The organism is Arthrobacter sp. SE2, from assembly GCF_058244265.1.
Genome location: NZ_JBZAYA010000010.1, coordinates 22,296 through 41,322 on the forward strand (window position 1 = coordinate 22,296; position 19,027 = coordinate 41,322).

General features: G+C 62.7%; 18 protein-coding genes and 1 tRNA gene. 8 read left to right on the forward strand and 11 right to left on the reverse strand.

What is annotated here, in order from left to right; translation table 11 throughout:
* Position 1 precedes the first annotated feature (1 nt).
* Complete coding sequence (locus AC4CS3_RS14615) at positions 2 to 508, forward strand: DUF2004 domain-containing protein (RefSeq protein ID WP_236811282.1); 507 nt, start codon at positions 2 to 4, stop codon at positions 506 to 508.
* Between the two features lie 140 nt (positions 509 to 648).
* Here the strand turns inward: AC4CS3_RS14615 and metE are convergent, their stop codons facing one another.
* Positions 649 to 2,982, reverse strand: a complete 2,334-nt coding sequence (gene metE / locus AC4CS3_RS14620) for a 5-methyltetrahydropteroyltriglutamate--homocysteine S-methyltransferase (protein WP_490784072.1) — start codon at positions 2,980 to 2,982, stop codon at positions 649 to 651.
* 66 nt (positions 2,983 to 3,048) lie between these two features.
* Positions 3,049 to 4,017, reverse strand: coding sequence for a methylenetetrahydrofolate reductase (locus AC4CS3_RS14625; RefSeq protein WP_345452188.1), 969 nt, complete (start codon positions 4,015 to 4,017; stop codon positions 3,049 to 3,051).
* A 450-nt stretch (positions 4,018 to 4,467) separates the two neighbouring features.
* On the opposite strand from AC4CS3_RS14625, the gene AC4CS3_RS14630 reads away from it, so the two are divergent.
* On the forward strand, positions 4,468 to 4,671 hold the full coding sequence (locus tag AC4CS3_RS14630; RefSeq protein ID WP_113990700.1) for a hypothetical protein: 204 nt from the start codon (positions 4,468 to 4,470) through the stop codon (positions 4,669 to 4,671).
* Between the two features lie 32 nt (positions 4,672 to 4,703).
* Here AC4CS3_RS14630 and AC4CS3_RS14635 read toward each other — a convergent pair whose 3' ends face one another.
* The 4 genes from AC4CS3_RS14635 to AC4CS3_RS14650 all read right to left on the reverse strand — a co-directional run bounded on the left by AC4CS3_RS14635 (position 4,704) and on the right by AC4CS3_RS14650 (position 9,221).
* Positions 4,704 to 5,531: a carbohydrate ABC transporter permease gene (locus AC4CS3_RS14635; protein ID WP_441415280.1), complete on the reverse strand. Its 828-nt coding sequence runs from the start codon at positions 5,529 to 5,531 to the stop codon at positions 4,704 to 4,706.
* Between the two features lie 47 nt (positions 5,532 to 5,578).
* Positions 5,579 to 6,505 (reverse strand): carbohydrate ABC transporter permease, encoded by a 927-nt coding sequence (locus AC4CS3_RS14640; RefSeq protein ID WP_490784073.1) that lies wholly within the window; start codon positions 6,503 to 6,505, stop codon positions 5,579 to 5,581.
* Between the two features lie 3 nt (positions 6,506 to 6,508).
* Positions 6,509 to 7,864 (reverse strand): extracellular solute-binding protein, encoded by a 1,356-nt coding sequence (locus AC4CS3_RS14645; protein WP_490784074.1) that lies wholly within the window; start codon positions 7,862 to 7,864, stop codon positions 6,509 to 6,511.
* A 103-nt stretch (positions 7,865 to 7,967) separates the two neighbouring features.
* Positions 7,968 to 9,221 (reverse strand): ROK family protein, encoded by a 1,254-nt coding sequence (locus tag AC4CS3_RS14650; protein WP_490784075.1) that lies wholly within the window; start codon positions 9,219 to 9,221, stop codon positions 7,968 to 7,970.
* Between the two features lie 128 nt (positions 9,222 to 9,349).
* Between AC4CS3_RS14650 and AC4CS3_RS14655 the strand changes: the two genes are divergently transcribed.
* Positions 9,350 to 10,237 carry an aminoglycoside phosphotransferase family protein gene (locus tag AC4CS3_RS14655; protein ID WP_490784076.1) on the forward strand — a complete coding sequence of 296 codons (888 nt, stop codon included), beginning with the start codon at positions 9,350 to 9,352 and terminating at the stop codon, positions 10,235 to 10,237.
* Between the two features lie 3 nt (positions 10,238 to 10,240).
* Here AC4CS3_RS14655 and AC4CS3_RS14660 read toward each other — a convergent pair whose 3' ends face one another.
* The gene (locus tag AC4CS3_RS14660) at positions 10,241 to 11,380 is read right to left on the reverse strand and encodes a class I SAM-dependent methyltransferase (RefSeq protein ID WP_490784188.1); all 1,140 of its coding nucleotides are present in this window, start codon (positions 11,378 to 11,380) and stop codon (positions 10,241 to 10,243) included.
* A gap of 210 nt (positions 11,381 to 11,590) precedes the next feature.
* On the opposite strand from AC4CS3_RS14660, the gene AC4CS3_RS14665 reads away from it, so the two are divergent.
* Positions 11,591 to 11,968, forward strand: coding sequence for a cupin domain-containing protein (locus AC4CS3_RS14665; protein ID WP_441415264.1), 378 nt, complete (start codon positions 11,591 to 11,593; stop codon positions 11,966 to 11,968).
* A gap of 72 nt (positions 11,969 to 12,040) precedes the next feature.
* Here AC4CS3_RS14665 and AC4CS3_RS14670 read toward each other — a convergent pair.
* Positions 12,041 to 12,116, reverse strand: a tRNA-Ala gene (locus tag AC4CS3_RS14670).
* A 250-nt stretch (positions 12,117 to 12,366) separates the two neighbouring features.
* Positions 12,367 to 13,317, reverse strand: coding sequence for an NAD-dependent epimerase/dehydratase family protein (locus tag AC4CS3_RS14675; protein ID WP_490784077.1), 951 nt, complete (start codon positions 13,315 to 13,317; stop codon positions 12,367 to 12,369).
* Positions 13,318 to 13,349: 32 nt separating this feature from the next.
* Here AC4CS3_RS14675 and AC4CS3_RS14680 point away from each other — a divergent pair, with 32 nt between their 5' ends.
* The gene (locus tag AC4CS3_RS14680; protein WP_490784078.1) at positions 13,350 to 13,994 is read left to right on the forward strand and encodes a ScbR family autoregulator-binding transcription factor; all 645 of its coding nucleotides are present in this window, start codon (positions 13,350 to 13,352) and stop codon (positions 13,992 to 13,994) included.
* Positions 13,995 to 14,007: 13 nt separating this feature from the next.
* Here the strand turns inward: AC4CS3_RS14680 and AC4CS3_RS14685 are convergent, their stop codons facing one another.
* A complete protein-coding gene (locus AC4CS3_RS14685; RefSeq protein WP_490784079.1) occupies positions 14,008 to 14,895 on the reverse strand; it encodes a ScbA/BarX family gamma-butyrolactone biosynthesis protein in 888 nt (295 codons plus the stop codon).
* 163 nt (positions 14,896 to 15,058) lie between these two features.
* Here AC4CS3_RS14685 and AC4CS3_RS14690 point away from each other — a divergent pair, with 163 nt between their 5' ends.
* A complete protein-coding gene (locus tag AC4CS3_RS14690) occupies positions 15,059 to 15,676 on the forward strand; it encodes a TetR family transcriptional regulator (protein WP_490784080.1) in 618 nt (205 codons plus the stop codon).
* A gap of 89 nt (positions 15,677 to 15,765) precedes the next feature.
* A complete protein-coding gene (locus AC4CS3_RS14695; RefSeq protein ID WP_490784081.1) occupies positions 15,766 to 16,545 on the forward strand; it encodes an SDR family NAD(P)-dependent oxidoreductase in 780 nt (259 codons plus the stop codon).
* Positions 16,546 to 16,631: 86 nt separating this feature from the next.
* On the opposite strand, the gene AC4CS3_RS14700 is transcribed toward AC4CS3_RS14695, so the two are convergent.
* Positions 16,632 to 17,417, reverse strand: a complete 786-nt coding sequence (locus AC4CS3_RS14700) for a GntR family transcriptional regulator (protein WP_490784082.1) — start codon at positions 17,415 to 17,417, stop codon at positions 16,632 to 16,634.
* Between the two features lie 158 nt (positions 17,418 to 17,575).
* Between AC4CS3_RS14700 and AC4CS3_RS14705 the strand changes: the two genes are divergently transcribed.
* Positions 17,576 to 19,009 carry an MFS transporter gene (locus tag AC4CS3_RS14705; RefSeq protein ID WP_490784083.1) on the forward strand — a complete coding sequence of 478 codons (1,434 nt, stop codon included), beginning with the start codon at positions 17,576 to 17,578 and terminating at the stop codon, positions 19,007 to 19,009.
* Positions 19,010 to 19,027: the final 18 nt, after the last annotated feature.

The window sequence follows — 19,027 nt, forward strand, 5'->3', positions numbered from 1 at the left end:
CATGAGCAAGGTAGCGAGCAAACATTTTGGGGAGATCGAGCTCAACCACGGGCGGGAGCACTGTTACGTGGCTTCGCACGAGCTCGCCGGAAATCCCCTTGAACTGGACCTGAACGTCACGGCGCATGACCACTTCGACGAGAAGGCACTCCACAAGGTGGACTACCGCCTGGGCTACCTCCCCGAGTTGGTGGACCAGGTCCGGGACATGATCGCCGAGGAGCTGGACCAGGACGGCACCAACTCCCAGCAGTTCCTCCACTTCCACTCCAACCAGCTCAAGGAAGAGCAACTGGAGGCGGTGTTCGGCGTCCGCGACAAGACGCAGCTCACCAAGGACGTCTTCCTCAGGGCCCTCAAACTAGGTCATGTAGCGATCTACCCCGGCCAGCCGGAGCGCTATTTCGTCCTGGACTTCACCTTGGGCTCGCACTTCACCGACGAACTCCTGGTCGTGGCGGCGGATGAGGACGGCGTGGTGGACGACGAGATCCTCTGGGAGTCCTGACGCTCCTCACCGGCCCCCTCGCCTCACAAGTTCGGCCAGGGAACCCTGCCGGCGTGGGCCCAGCAAGCGATGATTAAAAAACACCGTCGGCCGGTCACCTTTCGAGGTGACCGGCCGCAGCTGTTTGTACTTCTGGGGTTTTACTTGGCTGATTCGAGCAGTCCGGCGCGGACCGTCCTGGTGGCCTTGACCAGGTTGCGCAGGGACTCCTCGGTCTCGGCGTATCCACGGGTCTTCAGGCCGCAGTCCGGGTTGACCCAGAGCTGGCGGGACGGAACATGCTTGACGGCGGTGGACAGGAGCTCAGTGACTTCTGCCTCGCCCGGAACACGCGGCGAGTGGATGTCGTAAACGCCAGGACCAACGCCGCGGCCGAAGTGGTGCGCCTCGAGGTCGTGGACAACCTCCATGCGTGAACGTGCTGCTTCGATGGACGTGACGTCGGCGTCGAGGCCGTCGATCGCGTCAATGATCACGCCGAACTCCGAGTAGCAGAGGTGGGTGTGGATCTGGGTCGCGTCGGCGGCACCGGCGGTGGCCAGGCGGAAGGAGTCAACCGACCACTTCAGGTAGGCGGCGTGGTCAGCCTTGCGCAGCGGAAGGAGTTCGCGCAGGGCAGGCTCGTCCACCTGGATGACCTTGATGCCGGCAGCTTCGAGATCGGCGATTTCGTCACGCAGCGCCAGTCCGACCTGGTTGGCGGTCTCGCCCAGCGGCTGGTCGTCGCGGACGAAGGACCAGGCCAGGATGGTGACCGGACCGGTGAGCATGCCCTTCATCGGCTTGCTGGTGAGGGACTGCGCGTATTCGGCCCAGGCAACCGTGATGGGAGCCGAGCGGGTGACATCGCCCCAGAGGATGGACGGACGGGTGCAGCGGGAGCCGTAGGACTGGACCCAGCCGTGAACCGTCACGTCGAAGCCTTCGAGGTTCTCGGCGAAGTACTGGACCATGTCGTTGCGCTCGGGCTCGCCGTGCACCAGGACGTCGTAGCCGAGCTCTTCCTGCAGCTCGACAACGCGCTTGATCTCGTCCTTCATGAGCTGCTCGTACTGCTCGTTGCTGAGCTCACCCTTGTTGTTGCGGGCGCGGGCGGAGCGGATTTCCGAGGTCTGGGGGAAGGAACCGATGGTGGTGGTGGGCAGCGGCGGCAGGTGCAGCGCTGCTTCCTGGGCGGCTTCGCGGACTGAGTACTCGGAGCGGTTGAAGTCGGCCTCGGTGAGAGCAGCGGTGCGGGCACGCACGTCGGCGCGCTGGACGCCTTCGGCGGTGGCGCGGGAGGCGATCACAGCGGAAGCTTCGTCGATGGCGGCCTTCGCGGAAGCCGGGTTGGCCAGGTAGTCCGCGAGGACCTTTACCTCGACGGCCTTCTGGTCAGCGAAGGCGAGCCAGCTGCGGAGCTGCGCGGAGAGCTGGGTCTCCTCGGCAGTGTCGTGCGGAACGTGCTGGGTTGAGGTGGAGGTGCTGACGGCAAGCTTGCCGGCCGCGGCCTTCAATTCGTCCAGCTTGGCGGCCGAGACGGCGAGGTCGTTGCGCCAGATGTTGTGGCCGTCGACGACGCCGGCAACCAGGGTCTTGTTGCCGAGGCCCGCCAGGGCCGCTGCGGACGGAACCGCGCCCTTGAAGACGTCGACGTGCAGGGCGTCGATGTTGGTCGCGGCAAGGGTGCCGAGCTGGCCGTCAAGCGAACCATACGGGGTGGAGACGAAGAGCTGCGGGCGCGCTGCGGCACCCGAGAGCACTTCGTACGCCCGGGCAGTGGCAGCCTGGATTTCCGCGGCCGGGGTGTCCTGGTCGACAACGAGGGCGGGCTCGTCCAACTGGATCCAGCTGGCGCCTGCAGCGGCAAGCTTGCCGAGCAGTTCGACGTAGACCGGGAGGATGTCCTCGAGTCGGGACAGCGGAGCGAAGCCCGCAGGGGCGTCATCCGAAGCCTTGGAAAGCAGCAGGTAGGTGACCGGGCCGACGATGTACGGGCGGGTCTCGATGCCGTTGGCGAGGGCGAACTCGAATTCCTCGACGATGCGGTTGGAGGCGAGCTTGAAGTCGGTCTCCGGGCCGATTTCCGGAACGAGGTAGTGGTAGTTGGTGTCGAACCACTTGGTCATTTCCAGCGGCTGCTGTTCCTTGTTGCCGCGCGCCAAGGTGAAGTAGCCATCGATGTCGAGCTGGCCTTCGGCGTTGAGCAGCTGGCCGAAACGGGCCGGGACGGCGCCCAAGTGAGCCGTTGCGTCGAGCACCTGGTCGTAGAAGGAGAAGGTGCCAGGAACGGCGGCGGCTTCGTTGAGGCCGAGCTCCTGGAGTCGCTTGGCGGTGGTCAGCTGGATGTCCTTGGCAGCGGCGTCAAGGGCGGCGGCGTCGATCTTGCCTGCCCAGTAGGCTTCGACGGCCTTCTTGAGTTCGCGACGGCGGCCGATGCGCGGGTAGCCGAGAATCGAGGCTGCGGGGAACTGGGTGCTGTTTTGTTCAGTCATGGGATTTCCTTGGGGCAGTAGGTGCAAATCGAGGTGTCTAGGGGTTTGCGTAGCAGCGTTGGCTGATCAGCTCACGAGTTCTTGCCGGCGGGCAATCGCGCTGAGCCTGCTGGCAGGCCGGGCCGGCCGGGGCAAGGCAAGCTTGTCCAGCACGTCCAGGGCGCAGGCGTGCTCGTTGAAGGTGTACAAGTGGATGCCCGGAGCACCGGCCTGGAGGGCGGCATTGGCCAGGTCCACGGTGGCGCGGACTCCGATCTTGCGCCGTTCGGCGTCGCTGTCCGCCGCGGCAAGGCGGTCGATCAGCTCCGGTGCCGGTTCGACGCCGGTGAGCTCGCCGAGGCGCTTGAGCCGGCGAAGGCTCGTCAGCGGCATGACGCCCGGAATAATCGGGATCGTGACGCCGGCACGTCGGGCACGGGAGATCAGGTCCGCATATTGCTCGGTGTGGAAGAAGACCTGCGTGATGGCGAAGTCGGCGCCCGAGCGCTGCTTCGCGAGCAGCACCTCGACGTCGTGCTCCACGCTCGGGGACTCAGGGTGGCGGGTGGGATAGGCGGCCACGCCGACGGCGATCTTGCCAGCGCACAGGAGGGCCGAACGTCGCTGCTCCACGCGGCGGATCAGTTCGATCAGGTCCTGGGCGTAGCGCAGCGAACCGTTTACCGGCTGTCCGCTGTCCTTGGGGAGGTCGCCACGCAGCGCAAGGATGCCGCGCACGCCGTTGTCCAGAAGCTCGCCGATGATCTCGGCCAATTCCTCCGGGGTGTTTCCGACGCAGGTCAGGTGGGCCAATGGCCGCAGGGTCGTTTCGAGCAGGAGTCGGTTGATGAGCTCGACGGCGGTGTCCCGGTTGGATCCGCTGGCGCCGTAGGTCACGGAAACGAAGTCGGGGTCAGTGGCCTCGAGCTCGCCGATGGTCGTCCAGAGGGACTCCGCGGCCGCTGGAGAGCGGGGAGGGAAAAGTTCGTAGGACAGGGCAACGGGAGCCGCGCCGGTCAAGTTCGGATGAGTGTCGATGAGGCTTGGTGGTGACATTTGCGTCCTTGGCTGTGTGTCAGCGGGCCTGCGTTCACGGACTTGAAAACCAGGTCCGTGGACTGCAGAATCGGTGAATTGAGTTTGGGGATACACGCAACGAACTCCAGCAGGGCGCAGCCGCGACTGTTACGCCTGGAATGAAGTTGTCCGTGTGCAAATGTCAGGCCCACATGGGGGCACCCACACCCTCCTGCCTGCCTTCAAGAGGCAGATCCGGCGGAGGATCGCTGACACGTTACCGCGGTAACTTGAATACGACTCTAGATCGAGCCCCCGGGCGCCACAAATCCCCCACCGAATTAAGACGCACTTTTACGCTACGTTTCGCCTGATTTCTGAAGATTGTTCGTTTGGACGTCCGGCACGGTTGAAGCCCAAAACAGTACGTCAGGGAGAACCGGGTCGCGAGCCCTCCCCATGACGGTCCTGCAGGACTATTCTTTTGCCATGATCCAGCTTCCAGCCAGTTATCAGGAATACCTCGACGGCAAGGACGAGCGGTTCATCCAAACCGTCCGCCCCATCTTGATGCAATCGGCCGCGGACAAGCTTCACGGTGTGCGCGTACTTTACAACCGCGGCCTTACAGGCCATCAAGCGCATCTGGATGATTCCATCCCGTACGGCACCATCGTGGAGGACATCGACTGAGTCCCGGCTGCTGAGTCCCGGCCGTCGGCTGATCAGCCCTTCATCGCGCCGGAAAGCGCAAACGCGCTGCCGGAGCCCCTGGCAACCACGGTGTAGAGGATAAGCACCGGGACCGAATACAAGATGGAGAACGCGGCAAGTTCTCCGTAAGCAATGGCTCCGTGCTGGCCAAAGAAGCTGAAGACGGACACCGCGGCCGGTTGCTTGGAACTGGACAGCAACAGGATGAACGGTACGAAGAAGTTCCCCCAGGCCTGGATGAAAACGAAGATGAACACCACGCCCAGCCCTTGCCTCATCAGGGGCACGACGATTCTCCGGAGGGTGGCCAGTCCTGAGGCCCCGTCCATCCAGGCGGCTTCTTCCAGCTCGAGCGGTACGGAGTCCATGAAGTTCTTGGTCATCCAAATGGCCATGGGCAAGGTGGTAGTTGCCATGAAGAAGATGGTTGCCGGCATCGAGTCCAGCAATTGCAGCTGCACGAACAGGCCATAGACCGGCACCATGATCGCCGTGACCGGGAGCGAGGTGCCGAACAGGATCGCGTACAGGAACGGCTTGTTGAATCGCGATTGGTAGCGGGACAGCGGATAGGCAGCGAGCACGGCAACCGCTAGGTTCACGACGGCGGTTCCGGCTGAGAGCACGAAGCTGTTCATGAGTGGCTGGAAGAGCAGTCCTGGCGTCAGTACGGCTGCAAAATTAGCGAGCGACGCCGATTGCGGCCACCGCGTCTCGTAGCCGGCGTGCGGATCAACGGAAGCAAGAAGCAACCACGCAAGGGGCAGCACAAAACACAGCCCGATCACGGCCAAAGCCGCATTGGCAGCCAGGCGGACCCGGAGCCGTCCCCCGGCCACCGCCGTCGGGCGCTTCCCGGCGAGCAAAGGCGCACGGCGCAGGGAGGTCACGGTTTCGCTCCGCGGATCAACCTGACGTACACGGCACCGAAGACCATGCCGATCAGGATCAATACCGAAGCGATCGCGGTGCCGTAGCCGATGTCTCCGAGCTTGAAGGCTTCCTGGTACGCCAGCACGGGCAAGGTGGTGCTCGCATTCGAGGGACCACCCGCCGTCATCACCCAGATGAGGGTGAATACCGCGAGCGTCTGGAGGGTGATGAGCATGAGGTTGGTAGCGATGCTACCGCGGATGATCGGAAGGGTGATGAAGGCCAGACGTTGCCAACCCGTTGCCCCGTCCATGAGGGCGGCTTCGGAAACGTCGCGCGGGACCTGGGAGAGCGCCGCCCTGTAGACCAGCATCGAGAACGCGGTGCCGCGCCAGACATTTGCCAGGATGATGGCGGCCATCGGAAAGGCATAGAGCCAGTTGGTGCCCTGGACACCGAACATACCCAAGAGCTGGTTGAGCGTGCCGTCCTGGCTGAAGTAGGCGTAGGCCGCGAAGGCCGCGACGATCTCCGGCAGTATCCACGAGGCGACCACCACCGTGCCCACCAGCGACGCCGTCGCTCCCCCGGACCTCGTCATCAACAAGGCAATGACCAGGCCAAGGGCGTTCTGTCCGAGGATGGCAGAGGCGGCCACGAAGACTACCGTCAACCATGCCGAGAGCGGGAAGACGGAATCCGTCAGCATCCGGGCGTAGTTGTCCAGGCCGACCCATTGGGGGTTCAGGGCCGCCTGGCCTGACAATGCGGCATTGGTGAAGGAGGCGAAGAAGGACCACGCCACAGGTGCCAACATGAAGAGGGCCAGCAGCAGGATTGACGGCACCACCGGCAGCAAGCGGAGCCCGCGACGCAGAGACCTTGGGATTGGAGATCTTCGTCGCAGGGAACCGCGGCTGAGGGAATCAGGGACTGCCATGCGTCATTTCTGCATGACCTTGGTGTCGCCGACGAGTTTCTTGACCGAAGCGTCGTATTCGGCTGCCGCCTCTGCCGGGCTTTGTTTGCCAGTGATGACGGCCTCGGTCGCCTGTTGGACGGCGAGGGAAATCTTCGGATAGTCAGCGGTCGCCGGGCGATAGTGCGTGACGCCCACCAGATTGGAAACTTCCTTCACGAAAGGGTTGGCCGCTTGGTAACCGGGATCCGACGCAACATCTGTGCGGACGGCGATCTGGGAATTGTTGACGTCGAAGGCCAAGGCGTTCTTCTTGTTCACGGCAGTGGTCAGGAACTTGAAGGCCAGGTCCGGGCTTTTGGTCTTCGCACCAACGGCGAGCGTCCAACCACCGGACATGCTCACACCGCCGGGATCCTGCCCGAACTGGGTGGGGAACTTGGCTACTCCCATATCCTGGGCATACCCGGCCCATTCGTAGGAACCGCCCTTCTGCCAGAACGACGGCGCGTAGGAGCCTTCCACCGTGGCGCCCATTTTGCCTTGCGGCAGCCACTGTCCAAAGACTTTCTTCCATACATTCGAATCGAGGGCGTCCGCGGGGGTCACGGAAAGCTTCTCGTCGTAGAGGGTCTTCAGGAACTGGAGTGAATCGGTGAATCCCTTGGATCCCACCACCCACTTCTTGTCGCTTTCCGAATAGAGGGAGCTTCCCGTGCCATAAAGCAGTTCGTAGAAGCTCTGCATGACTGTTCCCTCACCGGTGCCTTTTCCGGCGTACATGCTGAAGGGAATCACGCTCGGATCCGCGGCCTTCATTTTGCGGGCCGCGGCCAGGATGTCATCCCAGGTTTTCGGCTGCCAGGGCAACGGGATGCCGGCCTTTTGGAGGACTGTCTTGTTGTACCAGATCGCCCGGGTGTCGGTGCCGAGCGGGACGGCATAGATACTTCCATCGTCACCGCGTCCCGCGGCTTTGGCACCCTCGTTGAACTTGGACCACTCATCCCAAGCGGCCAGCTGCGAGTCGAGTTTGAGCAAGTATCCGGCGTCGACGTCCGATCGGACCTTGAAGGTGTCCTCGTAAAAGACGTCCGGAGCGGTGTCCGGGGATCGCTGGGACAGCGCAAGCTTGGTGCCATAGTCGTCGTCGTTGGCTTGGATGGGCTCAAGGTCCACAGTGACGCCGGCGTTTGCTGCCTCGAATTCCTGCTTCGCGTCCTGGAAGACCTTGTCCAGGGCGGTGAAGGAGTCCGTTTTTTGATAGACGATCTTGATGGTTTGTTTGCTGACAGCTTGCGGTTGGGTGGAACAGGCGGCCGAGGCCAAAAGGCCTACGACGCCGAGCAGTGCTGCTCCGATCCGGACTGGGCGACGCATGACGCTCCGATCTTCAAGCGGCTGCAGCCCCCACACTTCAGCTGGCCCAGCCTGTTGCCGATATTGATAATGCAGCCCTGCGACGCAGGACGTGGAGAAGGCCTCAGCCTTCCAACAAGAGCCGCTGGGCGCGCGGCGCAAGCGTATGTTCCAGCACCAGGCAGGCCGCCCCGATGGCGCCGACGTCCTCGCCCACTCCGGTCCCCACAACCTCGATGCCATGGATGCTGTTGGCGGCACTGTTGGCGGCGAGCAGGGGAGGAATGCGATCCAGGTAACGTTCGGACATCCGGCCCCAGAACGGACCGCCGAAGACGACGCGTTCGACGTCGAGGGTGTTGGTCACCACCGCAACCGCCCGGGCAACCAGCACCGCTGACTTGTCTATGATCGCGATGGCGCGTTCGTCACCCGCATCCGCGGCATCACAAAGCCGGGCGAAGCCTTCCTGGACTTCCGGACCTTCGGTGCCTTTGCGGCCACCGTTCAGGACACCTTGCTCTTCGGCTTCGGCCACGAGGACCTGCGGGATGCAGGAAGACTTGACGCAACCGCGCAGGCCGCAATCGCATGGGGGCCCGTCCGGATCGACAATGATGTGTCCGATTTCACCGGCGTTGCCGGATGTTCCGCGGACAACTTCATCGTTCAACACGATGCCGCAACCGATGCCGGTACCCATATACATGAAGATGAAACTTCCGGTGCCGCTGGCCCCGCCGGCCCAGGTTTCGGCGACGGCCGCGCTGGTGACGTCCTTGTCGACAAGGGTCTCGAGTCCGGTGGCTTCGGCGAGGGCGTCCCTCAAGTGCACCCGGTCCCAACCCGTCATGAGGGGCGGATCCACGACCGTACCCTCGTCAAGATCTATGGGTCCCGGGGCCGCGACGCCAAGTCCCGCGATCTTTCCCGTATCAACACCGGAATCTTCGATCAGCGCCTTGATCTCCTCCGCTATGGCGGCAATGACGCGCTGTGGACTGCTTCCGGTGGGCGTGGGAATCCTTGAGTGCTTCACAACGTCGCCCACCAGGTCCAGGACCACCGTGGTGATGACCGCGGGGTCAAGGTGGACGCCAAGCGCGTACATTCCGGAAGGGTTCAGGCGCAGGATGGTGCGGGGCTTACCTGGACCGCTGCCTTCCTTGCCTGCCTCGATAATGAGCTGTTGGTCCAGGAGGCGGCGGGAGATGTTCGAAATAGTCTGCGGTGAAAGGCCGACGATTTGGGCGAGTTCCACCCGGCTCAGTCCGCCCGACGAGCGCCTGATCGCGTCGAGGATGACAGTCAGGTTGAAGTCCCCCATGCGGGGCAGATTGGTTCCGCGCCTCGGAGTCGGCTGGCGGATCTCAGTCACGGATTCCCCTAAAATCATTCGAATAATGCTGTTGCATTTGCATCGTACGGCACGCGTGCTTGTCCCGGTATGCCCACACGCTGCCCAGGCGTAACGGACCCGGATATTGCCTTTGGAGGCCCTCGAATATGGCACTCATGCCGCAGGCCGAGCTCGACGTCACCGCGGGGTTGGTGAGGAGTTTACTCGAGGAGCAACTGCCGGGGCTCTCCCACCTTCCATTGGAGCTGGTGGCAAACGGCTGGGACAACGTCATCTACCGGCTTGGCAAGGAGTGGGCTGTCCGCCTGCCCCGCCGGGAGGCAGCAGCGCAGTTGATCCTGCATGAACAGGAATATCTCCCCGGGTATGCCAGGCGTTCCCCCGTGCCCCTCCCCGGCCCCATCCACTCGGGACGGCCATCTGCAGCCTATCCATGGCCTTGGAGCGTGACTCCTTGGTTGGAGGGACTATCCGCGGTGCTTGTCTCCCAAGCGTCACGGAATGTGGCGGCCGAGGACCTTGCCGCGTTCCTCCTCGCCATCCATGTTCCCGCCGCGCCGGGCTCGCCTGTCAATCCCGTCCGCGGGGTGCCTTTGGCAGCGAGGTTTGACGCGGTCATGGACCGGCTCGACGATTCCAACCGTTATCCGCAGGCGGTGCGGTTGGGGACGATCTGGTCCGAGGCTTGCCTGGCCCCGCTGTGGGGCGGGCCCGGGCTGTGGCTGCATGGAGATCTTCACCCGGCGAACGTCCTCCTCCGGCCCGACGGCCGGCTCGCGGCCGTCGTCGACTTCGGAGACCTCGGGGCCGGGGACCCCGCCGTCGATCTGGCCGTCGCGTGGTTGATGTTCGACGACGGCGCGCGGCACCGTTTCATGGCGGCTTTCGGACGCGCCGTGGATGCTGCTACGTGGGCCCGGGCCAAGGGCTGGGCAGTGGTCCTCGCGACAGCGATGGTCAGTTTCTCAGATGACAATCCCGGGATGGCTGGAATCGGGCACTTCGGGGTGGAGCAGGTGCTGTCGGAGCGCTGACCCTTAACGCCTAATGCTGCGGGTCACCGTGAATTTCGGGTTCCGGCCGATTTCGGTGGTGGGGCCGATCAGCCTTTCAAGCGCCGCACGATACTGCAAGTGGCTGTTGTAGACAGTCCAGAGTTCGCCGCCGGAAGCCAGGACGCGTGCCGCCGCATCAAACATCTTCATGGCCGCGCCGGCATGGACGCTCGCGCCGAGGTGGAACGGCGGGTTCAGCAGGATGAGGTCGGCGCTGCCAGGTTCGAAGGTGGACATGGCATCGTCCTGGACAACCGTGATTCGAGCTGACAGTCCGTTGGCCGCCGCGGTTTCCCGGGCCGACGCCACTGCTGCGGCCGATTGGTCCGTCGCGGTAACCCGGGCCTTGGGACGGTTCCGGGCGTACATCGAGGCAAGGATCCCGGTCCCGCAGCCAAGATCCACGGCGTGGCGGGCTTCGGGGATTCTGTCCAGGAAGCCCAAGAGGAAGCGCGTGCCGATATCCAGCTTCGTGCCTGAAAACGCACCCCCGTGGGCGCAGACCATGATCCCCAGCTCGGTGTTCTGCTCTGAGACCGGGAAGGGCTCGGGGTTGTCCGGCCGCTTGGGACCGGCAGCAAGCAGGACACGCGACTTTCGCTGCGCGAGCTGCGGTTGGACGGATTCGAAGCGTCGTTCAAGGACGGCGTTCATCCCCAGGGTCATGTGCTTGACGCGTCCTCCGGCCAGCAGGACGGCTCCGGGCGCTGCAAAGCGCGCAACGGCGTCGACGATTTCTTCCAGTTCCGCAAGGGCTTTGGGGAGTTGCATGATCACCAGCTCGGCGCCGTCGAGCAACCCGGCGCCCAGCTCGGACTGATCAAAGCGGCCGGCAAACCCGGACGCGTCGGCGTTCCGTTGCAGCGCGAGCCTGCTGACGTAGAGGTCTTGGGTCACGCGGACGTGCCCGACGCCGAGGGCCGCCAAAGCGCCCAGGGTCAGGGCTCCGTAGCGGTCACCGACCACCGCAACACGGGTCTCCGGACTAACGATGTAGCCTGCAGCGGTCTCAAGGAGGAGCCGGTCGGTGGCGTCATGCGCCTGCAGGTTCTCCGCCTCGACGTCGGGAAGGCGGCGCAAGGTGCCGAAGAGCGTCTCAAGGTGTGCATCCAGCTCGGTCAAGGTCACGGTGCACCAATCTATCCCCCTCAGGAACCCTCGACAACACGGGGGTGGCGGAGGAAGGTAGTGATTGCAAGTAATCGACCGTCCGACCGCTGCTTAAGGCACGGCACGCGCCGCAAGCAGCCCGGACATCAGGGTCCGCTGCGAAGGGCGAGCCACGTTGCGGATCTGTAAAACCAGGCTCCCACTCCCCCTTGTGAGCAGACCATGACTGTCAACCTCGTCACTCAGCTTGAAGTAAAGTCGCACAATTCCCCCGATGAAATTCGCCGCCCGGAGAAAACCGTGGTGGAAAACGTCACTGTGGGTGACTACACCATCGGCCGCCTCAGTTTCGAACCGGGCTGGAGTTGGGCGGACTGCATCAAACCTGTGGTCCAAACGGATTCCTGCCAGCTCAACCACGTGGGTTACTGCATTGCCGGTGCGCTCGAAGTCGAGACCAGCGACGGCAAGAAGATCAGCATCTCCAAAGGAGATTCGTACACCATTCCGCCGGGACACAACGCCTGGGTCGTAGGCGACGAGACCTACTCGGCCATCGAGTTTGTCAGCGCAGCAGAGTATGGAGTCAAGCCCGAGTAGTACGGGTGCATCATGCGCTTTCCACGGAGAGACGAAAAAGGGAACCACCCGCGCGGGTGGTTCCCTTTCCCTTGGTGGAGCTGAGGGGACTCGAACCCCTGACCCCCTGCATGCCATGCAGGTGCGCTACCAGCTGCGCCACAGCCCCGAACTTTGCCCGCAGGGACTTACATCCCCGCCGGAGCAACTCGTCAATACTAAACCACAACAATGTGAGATAGGAAATCGGACGCTGCTGGCCTTAGGACAGATGAGGTGCGGCAGACAGATGAGGTGCGGTCGATTGCTCGGCCGCACCTCCCCCCATTACTGCCTTTCAGCTGTTGCTGCAAAACACAACGAGCCACTGCACTGAAGTGTAGAGACTGATTGGCCATTAAACAAACCGTTCAACCGGTTTAAGACCGGGCGGACTCCCGCGGAACGTGGTAGGCGGAAGAAAATTCACCAAGAGCACTGTCGAACGTCTCCGGTTCCCGCCCGGAGATCCGCCAAAGGCCTTCAGAGGAATACCAGTGATCCTTCGTCACCAAGTCAATCTGATGGCCACTGAATCCTGCGGCGCGCAAGGCCGAGCCGGCACGTTCGTCATCTCCCAGGAACTTCGGGTACTCCACACCGAATGCCCGGGCAACGCTCTGTAAGAGGAATGACACCCGGACAGGTTCCGGGTATGCGGCATGAAAAGCGTGCCCAGGTCGTCCCGGCGCCAGCGCAAGCCCGGAAAGCAGCCTGCCCAGTGCCTCCACACCGATGATCGAAAGCAGCGCCGAACCATCGCCCGGCCACCCTCCAGCCACTTTCATCAGTTTGAGCAGGCCCGGTACAAACCAGCGGTCTCCCGCGCCGAACACGAGGTTGGGACGAACAACTTCGCCGCCGTAGCCGAGAATCAATTGTTCGGCGACGGCGCGGCTGGCGCTGGCCACCGAGGCTGGGTGATACCCGGCCTCGGATTCAAGGATGCCGCTGTGAGGGCCGCTCCCGTAAACACTGCAAGTACTGACATAGATCAGCCGGGCAACGCCGGCTTGCCGGCATTGCTCGACGACGTGGCCGGTGCCGGCCTCGTTGATCTCATGGGCAAGGCGAGGTTCGGAGCCCACATAGGACGCGGCGTGGATGACAACATCCGCATCGGCCAGGAAGGGGGTCAGGCTCCCCGGTACGGAAATGTCGGCGGTCGCAATGGTAGCGTTATTGTTTCGTAGTCTTGCAAGCGGTTTTCGTGAGAGTGCCACAACGTGCGCCCCTCCGGATCCGGCGAGCGAGGCTACAACCCGGCTTCCAATGAAACCTGACGAACCCAGGACCAGGACCCGGGGCACGTGGTCAACACATGTCGACATGGCCCCCACCGGTCTTCAGGTCCGTCAGTTTCATGTACTCAAGTATCCCGGACGCAGAAACCGGAGAGGTCTCCACGCGGATCATGCAACAACGTGCCAAAGCCACCCGAACGGCAGTCATTGAGGGTGCAGCGTCGATTTTCGAACAAGTCGGTTACGGGAATGCCAGCCTGAGCGACGTCACTGACCGCGCCTCGGTCACTAAGGGCGCGCTCTATTTCCATTTCAAGTCGAAGGAAGACCTGGCGCTGGCAGTCATCGCCGAACAGCACAATATTGTGCGTGTCGCTGGGGAGAAGATCGCCGCCGCCGGGCTGCCTGCGCTTGAGACGATGATCGCTATGTGCCGGACATTCGGCCAACAGTTGCTCGATGAGCCAATCGTCAGGGCTGGAATCCGGCTGACGTTTGAAGCTTCGGCGTTCAATGGAGACGTCAAGGGTCCCTATCAGGACTGGGTCGCGACCATGGAGATGCTGACGCGGCAAGCCCAACTGGAGGGTGACGTGCGGCCCGAAGTCGATGCCGCAGACTTCGCGCGGTATTTGGTTGCGTCTTTCACGGGCGTCCAAATGGTTTCCAACGTGCTGACCGAACGGCGCGACGTTCTCAATCGGATTGACGACATGTGGCGTTTCATGATGCCGGCCATCGTGCCGATTCACCGGCAAGGCTAAGGGACTCCCTGAATCAACGCGGTGCTTTGACCCGAGCCAACAAGGACATCAGGGTTTCTTTTTCATGCAACAGCCGGACCCTCATCACACCGTGGGCGCTATGTGACTCGAGCTGCGTCACAGCGACGTCTACGGGATAGCTGAACTCGACCAACTTCATGAATTCCGCCTCAAACACGGCAAAATCGGCATCCGGTCGGGAACACGCTGCGCGCACAGCCTGCCTCGCAGCCTCCACCAAAAGCATTCCCGGTACGTGGTCAAGAGGATGATCAAAGAAGATGGGGTGCGTTGGATCGACCCGCAGCGGCCAGACGAACGGGCGCGAACTTTGCCCGAGCATCACGTTCCGCTGGGTGGCATGCCCGAGGTCGGCACACGCCAGCAAGTCTTCGCCGGCACCGGGAAGGACAGTGGGGACCGCGCCGCGAAATCGCTCGTACGTGGCAGCATTCACAATGCGGGCAGCCGCCGCACCTTCCCCTATGGGAGTGCCATCAACGACGAACCGCGCAGACACAGTCAGGGCCGACAACTGCCCTCCGCTGAGCTTCATATCCTTCACGTCAAGCTCGACAGCAACCTGCGCGGGCACCAGGGGATCCAAGGCGGTGGGTTCCACCGAGATGCTCATGTGCGGCATGAGGAACTTGTGCGTGAGGGGCACTCCGCACAAGTGGGACAAGAAGATCACTGCCTGCCTCAACGTCTCGGCCATGAGGGCCGAATCCGGGGAACCGTCCGGCGACCCATAAAAAACATGCCATCGCGGCCATTGCGCCCCTGCAACGAACCGCCTGGAACTTGATTGAACAAAGTCAGTCAAGAATACTTCCGAAACGGAGCGCTTATGAACGAGCTCCCGATTGACGGAAGCCTCGAAGAGCGCTTCATCGCGCATTGGGTCCCCCCACTCCTCCCAGGATCTGCTGGAGCAACGATCGCTGCTGTTGCGCCCCCATTAAACGCCCAAATCCTATCGGCAAGCCGGGCCCGTGGAGCTATCGGAGGGAGTGAACCGGCCCAAATTGACATACCTACTGGTCGGTTTGTAGTTTGGCTATATGGAGATGGGCGATACCGGAAGCACGCCCAAGGGCGCAGCCACGCGTAGTGAGATCCTTCGGGTTGCCGCGGATGTTTTTGCGCGCAAGGGTTTCGAGCAGACCCGGATGGACGACATCATCCGCGAAGTCGGGCTCACGAAGGGGGCCATCTACTTCCATTTCTCCTCGAAGGCAATGTTGGCCCAGGCCGTCGTCGACGAGCAAAAGGCACGTTGGCTGCGCCGCGTCCACGAGGAAATTCTCAGCAAGAACAACCCTCTGGAGGAGTTGCGCAATCTCGGGGAGTTCATGGTCAGGACAGTCCTGAGCGACTCTTCCGCGTGGGGCGTGGTGCACTTGGCGAATCAACTGGCATCCACGAAGGAGCACCCCGGCGGAGCCTCCCCACTGGCCGCATGGGTGGATCTCGTCGCCGGCATTCTTCAACGGGGCCGCGCAAGCGGCGTCTTGACGTTTTCAGGCGATCCCGGCGACGCGGCAACGGTTATTGTGGCCGCATTCGATGGGTTGAAGTCGGTCACCGACGCCCTTGACCCCAAAGATCTCGATGCCTTCGAGCGACGCGCGACGCTACTGTTGCAACTCCTCGAACAGCAGTTCATCTCCAGCCAGTAACGCAGCAACCCACGAGTCAAAGACTTCAACACTTGGCCAAAAAACAAACCGCACAGTCAGTTTATTAGCTCAGTTTACTAGGAGTAGAAATGAATATTTCAGCCAAAACAGCCCTCATCACTGGAGCGTCTACCGGCATTGGTTCAGTCTTTGCCCGAAGGCTCGCTACCGAGGGCGCACGGTTGATTCTGGTTGCCCGCAGCCAGGACAAGCTGGAAGCGCTTGCGGGTGAACTCCGCGGGCAGGGCACGGAAGTGACTGTCATCGCAATGGACTTGAGCCTGCCGGACGCCGCAAAGGAGCTCCACCTCGCCACCGAATCCCTGGGACTCACAGTGGACATCCTGGTCAACAACGCGGGATTCGGAACACATGGACAAGTTCTCCACGCAGACGCCGATCGCTATGTCGAACAGATCCAATTGAACTGCTCCACCTTGGTCGGTACCAGCACGCGATACCTGCCCGGCATGGTTGAGCGCGGCTCGGGGGCCATCATCAACATCGCGAGTACGGCCGCATTCCAGCCGATACCCCACATGGCCGTCTACGGCGCGACAAAGTCCTTCGTGCTCTCGTTCACCCAGGCACTATGGGCCGAGACACAAGGCACAGGCGTGAAAGTCCTGGCCGTTTGCCCGGGCGCTACGGACACGCCATTCTTTGAAATCGCCGGCGAGGCTGCAGCCGCCGGATCGATGCGGACCCCGGAGCAGGTTGTGGACACCGCTATGTCCGCGATCCGCGGGAACAAGCCGAGCGTCGTCGATGGCCGTCTCAACTCCTTTGTTGCCCGGGTGGCCGTCAAGCTCCTGCCGGAGAAGCTGGTGATCGCAGCCGCGGGACGAGCTGTGCGCCCTACCAACTAGCTAGCAGTAGGTGTCGTTCTGAGCGCCCAAAACGACACCTACTGCCAGTCAGTTGGGCTGCCACACGACAATGGGCAGCCCCGCGCTCAGGTTCCCTGGATGATTCCGATCTGGACCACTCCCGTGTTGACCAGCGTCTTTGCCAAATAGACAACCTGCCCGGAATGCTCGACGGTCTGGGTCAGGATCAGCACAGGGTCCTTGGCGTCCAGCTCAAGCAGCTCGCCTCGCGCGACGCCCGGGGTGCCTGCCGCGATATCGGTCTCGCCCGGACCAAAGGCCGGGCCGACAGCCGCAATTAAGTTAGCCAGCAGCGTGGCCTCTCTCTCGAAGTCGTCCACAATGGCGCGTGCCGCTTCAGGGTCACGATCAATGAGAGCCCCCTTACTTGCCATGTGTTCCTGGACCAGGGCAATGGGTGAGCCGTCCCGTTTGAGGACACTCTCGAAGAACCAGGAGGGCTCTTCTTCGCGGATTCCGAGGGGCTCCGCAGTGAAAACCGACGACGACGGGTGCAGCACATGCTGTGTCCGGCTGACCTGGATGGCGGATCCGGCCTCGGCCAGGATCTCCTCCATGGGCCTGATCCGTTCGAGGCCAACCCGCGGCAGGCGGGTGGCCACAAAACGTCCAATCCCTCGGCGCGAGCGTACGTATCCGTCTTCCTCGAGGAGGATGAGAGCCTCACGGACCACCGTCCGGCTGACCTTCATTGCCGAACCAAGGTCCGTTTCCGAGGGCAACAGCGACGAAACCGGGAAGTGCCCCGCCCGGATCGCATTCATGATGCGCGAGTACACGGCAACTCGGAGCGGGATGTTGGCGGTGGCATCCAACGGCTCCGAAAGAACGGCCTCAGCACTGCGGTCCAAAATGGCTCCCTTCGTCGATATTGAGAGTTTACGCGATGGGTATTCCGAGCTTGTATAACAAGCATGTATGATGCACATATAAGCCATCTTGTGCTCTGCGCCACACATGCATCGAGCCGCTCCCGAAGCCGTTTTGTTTCAAACAAGGAAGTTTGTCCATGACTACCCAAGCCACCAGCACCGCAGGGCTCCCCCTTCGGCGAAAAGCAGCCCGAGTGCCCGTCCTCATTGCCACGCTCATCCTTTCGATCCTTAGCTACCAGCTCAACGCCAGCCTGTTCTCGGCGGCACTACCCGCCATGGCCGCCCATTTCCAGGAATCCACGGAAAACGTGGCCAAAGTCCAGTCGCTTTTCTTCCTGACCGGCGCGGTCCTGGGTATGGCATTTTCCCGATGGAGCGACTTCCTGGGACGCCGCCGCACCCTGCTGATCGTCCTCTCCATGATGCTGTGCGGCACGGTCCTGTGCCTGCTGGCTCCGAACCTGACCGTCCTACTCGTGGGCCGGGTCCTGCAAAGTGCAACGAGCGCCACGTTCACCATTTCCTTCCTGCTCCTGTCCGAGCGTTTCAGCAAACGCCTCTTCGGCATCTCCGTCGGCGTTATTTCGGCGGTCAACGGCGGCATTGGCGGACTCGACGGCTTCCTGGGCGGTTTCATCACCGACACCATCGGCTGGCAGTTCCTCTTTGTCTTGGTCCTCGGCGTGGGCGTGCTGGCGATCGTGCTGGTTGCCGTCGTGGTCCCGAAGAGGGCCGCCCGGACACGCGAGGGACGCATGGACTGGTGGGGCGCAGGCACCCTGGGCACGTTCCTGGTTCTCTTGAGCAACCTGATCGGACAGGCTTCCACGTCCGGATGGGGCGACGCCTGGACCCTTGGGTATCTCGCCGGCGCAGTGGTTGCCGGGCTGGCGTTCGTCGCCGTGGAAAAGCGTGTTGCCCGTCCGCTGATCGCCGTCGAGCAATTGCGGTCCCGCCAGGTGTGGCCGGTTTTGGCGAGCACGGTGCTGACGCTTGCCGGTATCTTCTCGGCATTGAACTTCACCGTGATCCTCCTAAGCCAGGACGCAAAAGCCGGATACGGACTGTCGGCCTCCATGTCAGCCCTCCTGTACCTGACGCCCACGGCGTTCGTGGGTGTACTCACGGCGGTGTTCTCCGGCTGGTTCGCGCAGCGCATCGGCTGGTTCAGGGCCCTGAGGATCAGCAGCGGCCTGATCGTTGTCGCCGCGGTTGCGGTCGCGATCTTTGCCGCGGACCGTTGGATGGTGTTCGGCTTGCTGATCATTATGGGAGTCCTGTATCTCGGCCAGTTCCAGAGCACCGTCAGCGGCATCGCGGTGCTGAACTCACCCAAATCGGCGCCGGGTTCCGTGCCCGGCCTGAATGGAGCATGCTTTGGAATCGGAGCCAGTGTGGGAATCGCCGTCGTCGCACCCGTCGTCGCCGCCGGAACCATCGCCGGTTACCAAACTGCCCTGTGGATCTCTGCCGGCTTCGCCCTCGCGGCATTTGCTGCTTCCCTGATCCTCCGCCCAGTGGCTGCGAGCGCCGCGGCGGCGCCCGCCGTCGTCGTCACCCATGCTTAAGCCCGAACTCGAGTCACC

Coding starts and splice junctions, on each gene's coding strand:
- AC4CS3_RS14695 (WP_490784081.1), top strand. CDS start 15,766: ATGAATATTTCAGCCAAAACAGCCCTCATCACTGGAGCGTCTACCGGC.
- AC4CS3_RS14680 (WP_490784078.1), top strand. CDS start 13,350: ATGTACTCAAGTATCCCGGACGCAGAAACCGGAGAGGTCTCCACGCGG.
- AC4CS3_RS14705 (WP_490784083.1), top strand. CDS start 17,576: ATGACTACCCAAGCCACCAGCACCGCAGGGCTCCCCCTTCGGCGAAAA.
- AC4CS3_RS14615 (WP_236811282.1), top strand. CDS start 2: ATGAGCAAGGTAGCGAGCAAACATTTTGGGGAGATCGAGCTCAACCAC.
- AC4CS3_RS14665 (WP_441415264.1), top strand. CDS start 11,591: ATGACTGTCAACCTCGTCACTCAGCTTGAAGTAAAGTCGCACAATTCC.
- AC4CS3_RS14685 (WP_490784079.1), bottom strand. CDS start 14,895: ATGCGCGATGAAGCGCTCTTCGAGGCTTCCGTCAATCGGGAGCTCGTT.
- AC4CS3_RS14625 (WP_345452188.1), bottom strand. CDS start 4,017: ATGTCACCACCAAGCCTCATCGACACTCATCCGAACTTGACCGGCGCG.
- AC4CS3_RS14675 (WP_490784077.1), bottom strand. CDS start 13,317: ATGTCGACATGTGTTGACCACGTGCCCCGGGTCCTGGTCCTGGGTTCG.
- AC4CS3_RS14630 (WP_113990700.1), top strand. CDS start 4,468: ATGATCCAGCTTCCAGCCAGTTATCAGGAATACCTCGACGGCAAGGAC.
- AC4CS3_RS14655 (WP_490784076.1), top strand. CDS start 9,350: ATGGCACTCATGCCGCAGGCCGAGCTCGACGTCACCGCGGGGTTGGTG.
- AC4CS3_RS14645 (WP_490784074.1), bottom strand. CDS start 7,864: ATGCGTCGCCCAGTCCGGATCGGAGCAGCACTGCTCGGCGTCGTAGGC.
- AC4CS3_RS14690 (WP_490784080.1), top strand. CDS start 15,059: ATGGAGATGGGCGATACCGGAAGCACGCCCAAGGGCGCAGCCACGCGT.
- metE (WP_490784072.1), bottom strand. CDS start 2,982: ATGACTGAACAAAACAGCACCCAGTTCCCCGCAGCCTCGATTCTCGGC.
- AC4CS3_RS14640 (WP_490784073.1), bottom strand. CDS start 6,505: ATGGCAGTCCCTGATTCCCTCAGCCGCGGTTCCCTGCGACGAAGATCT.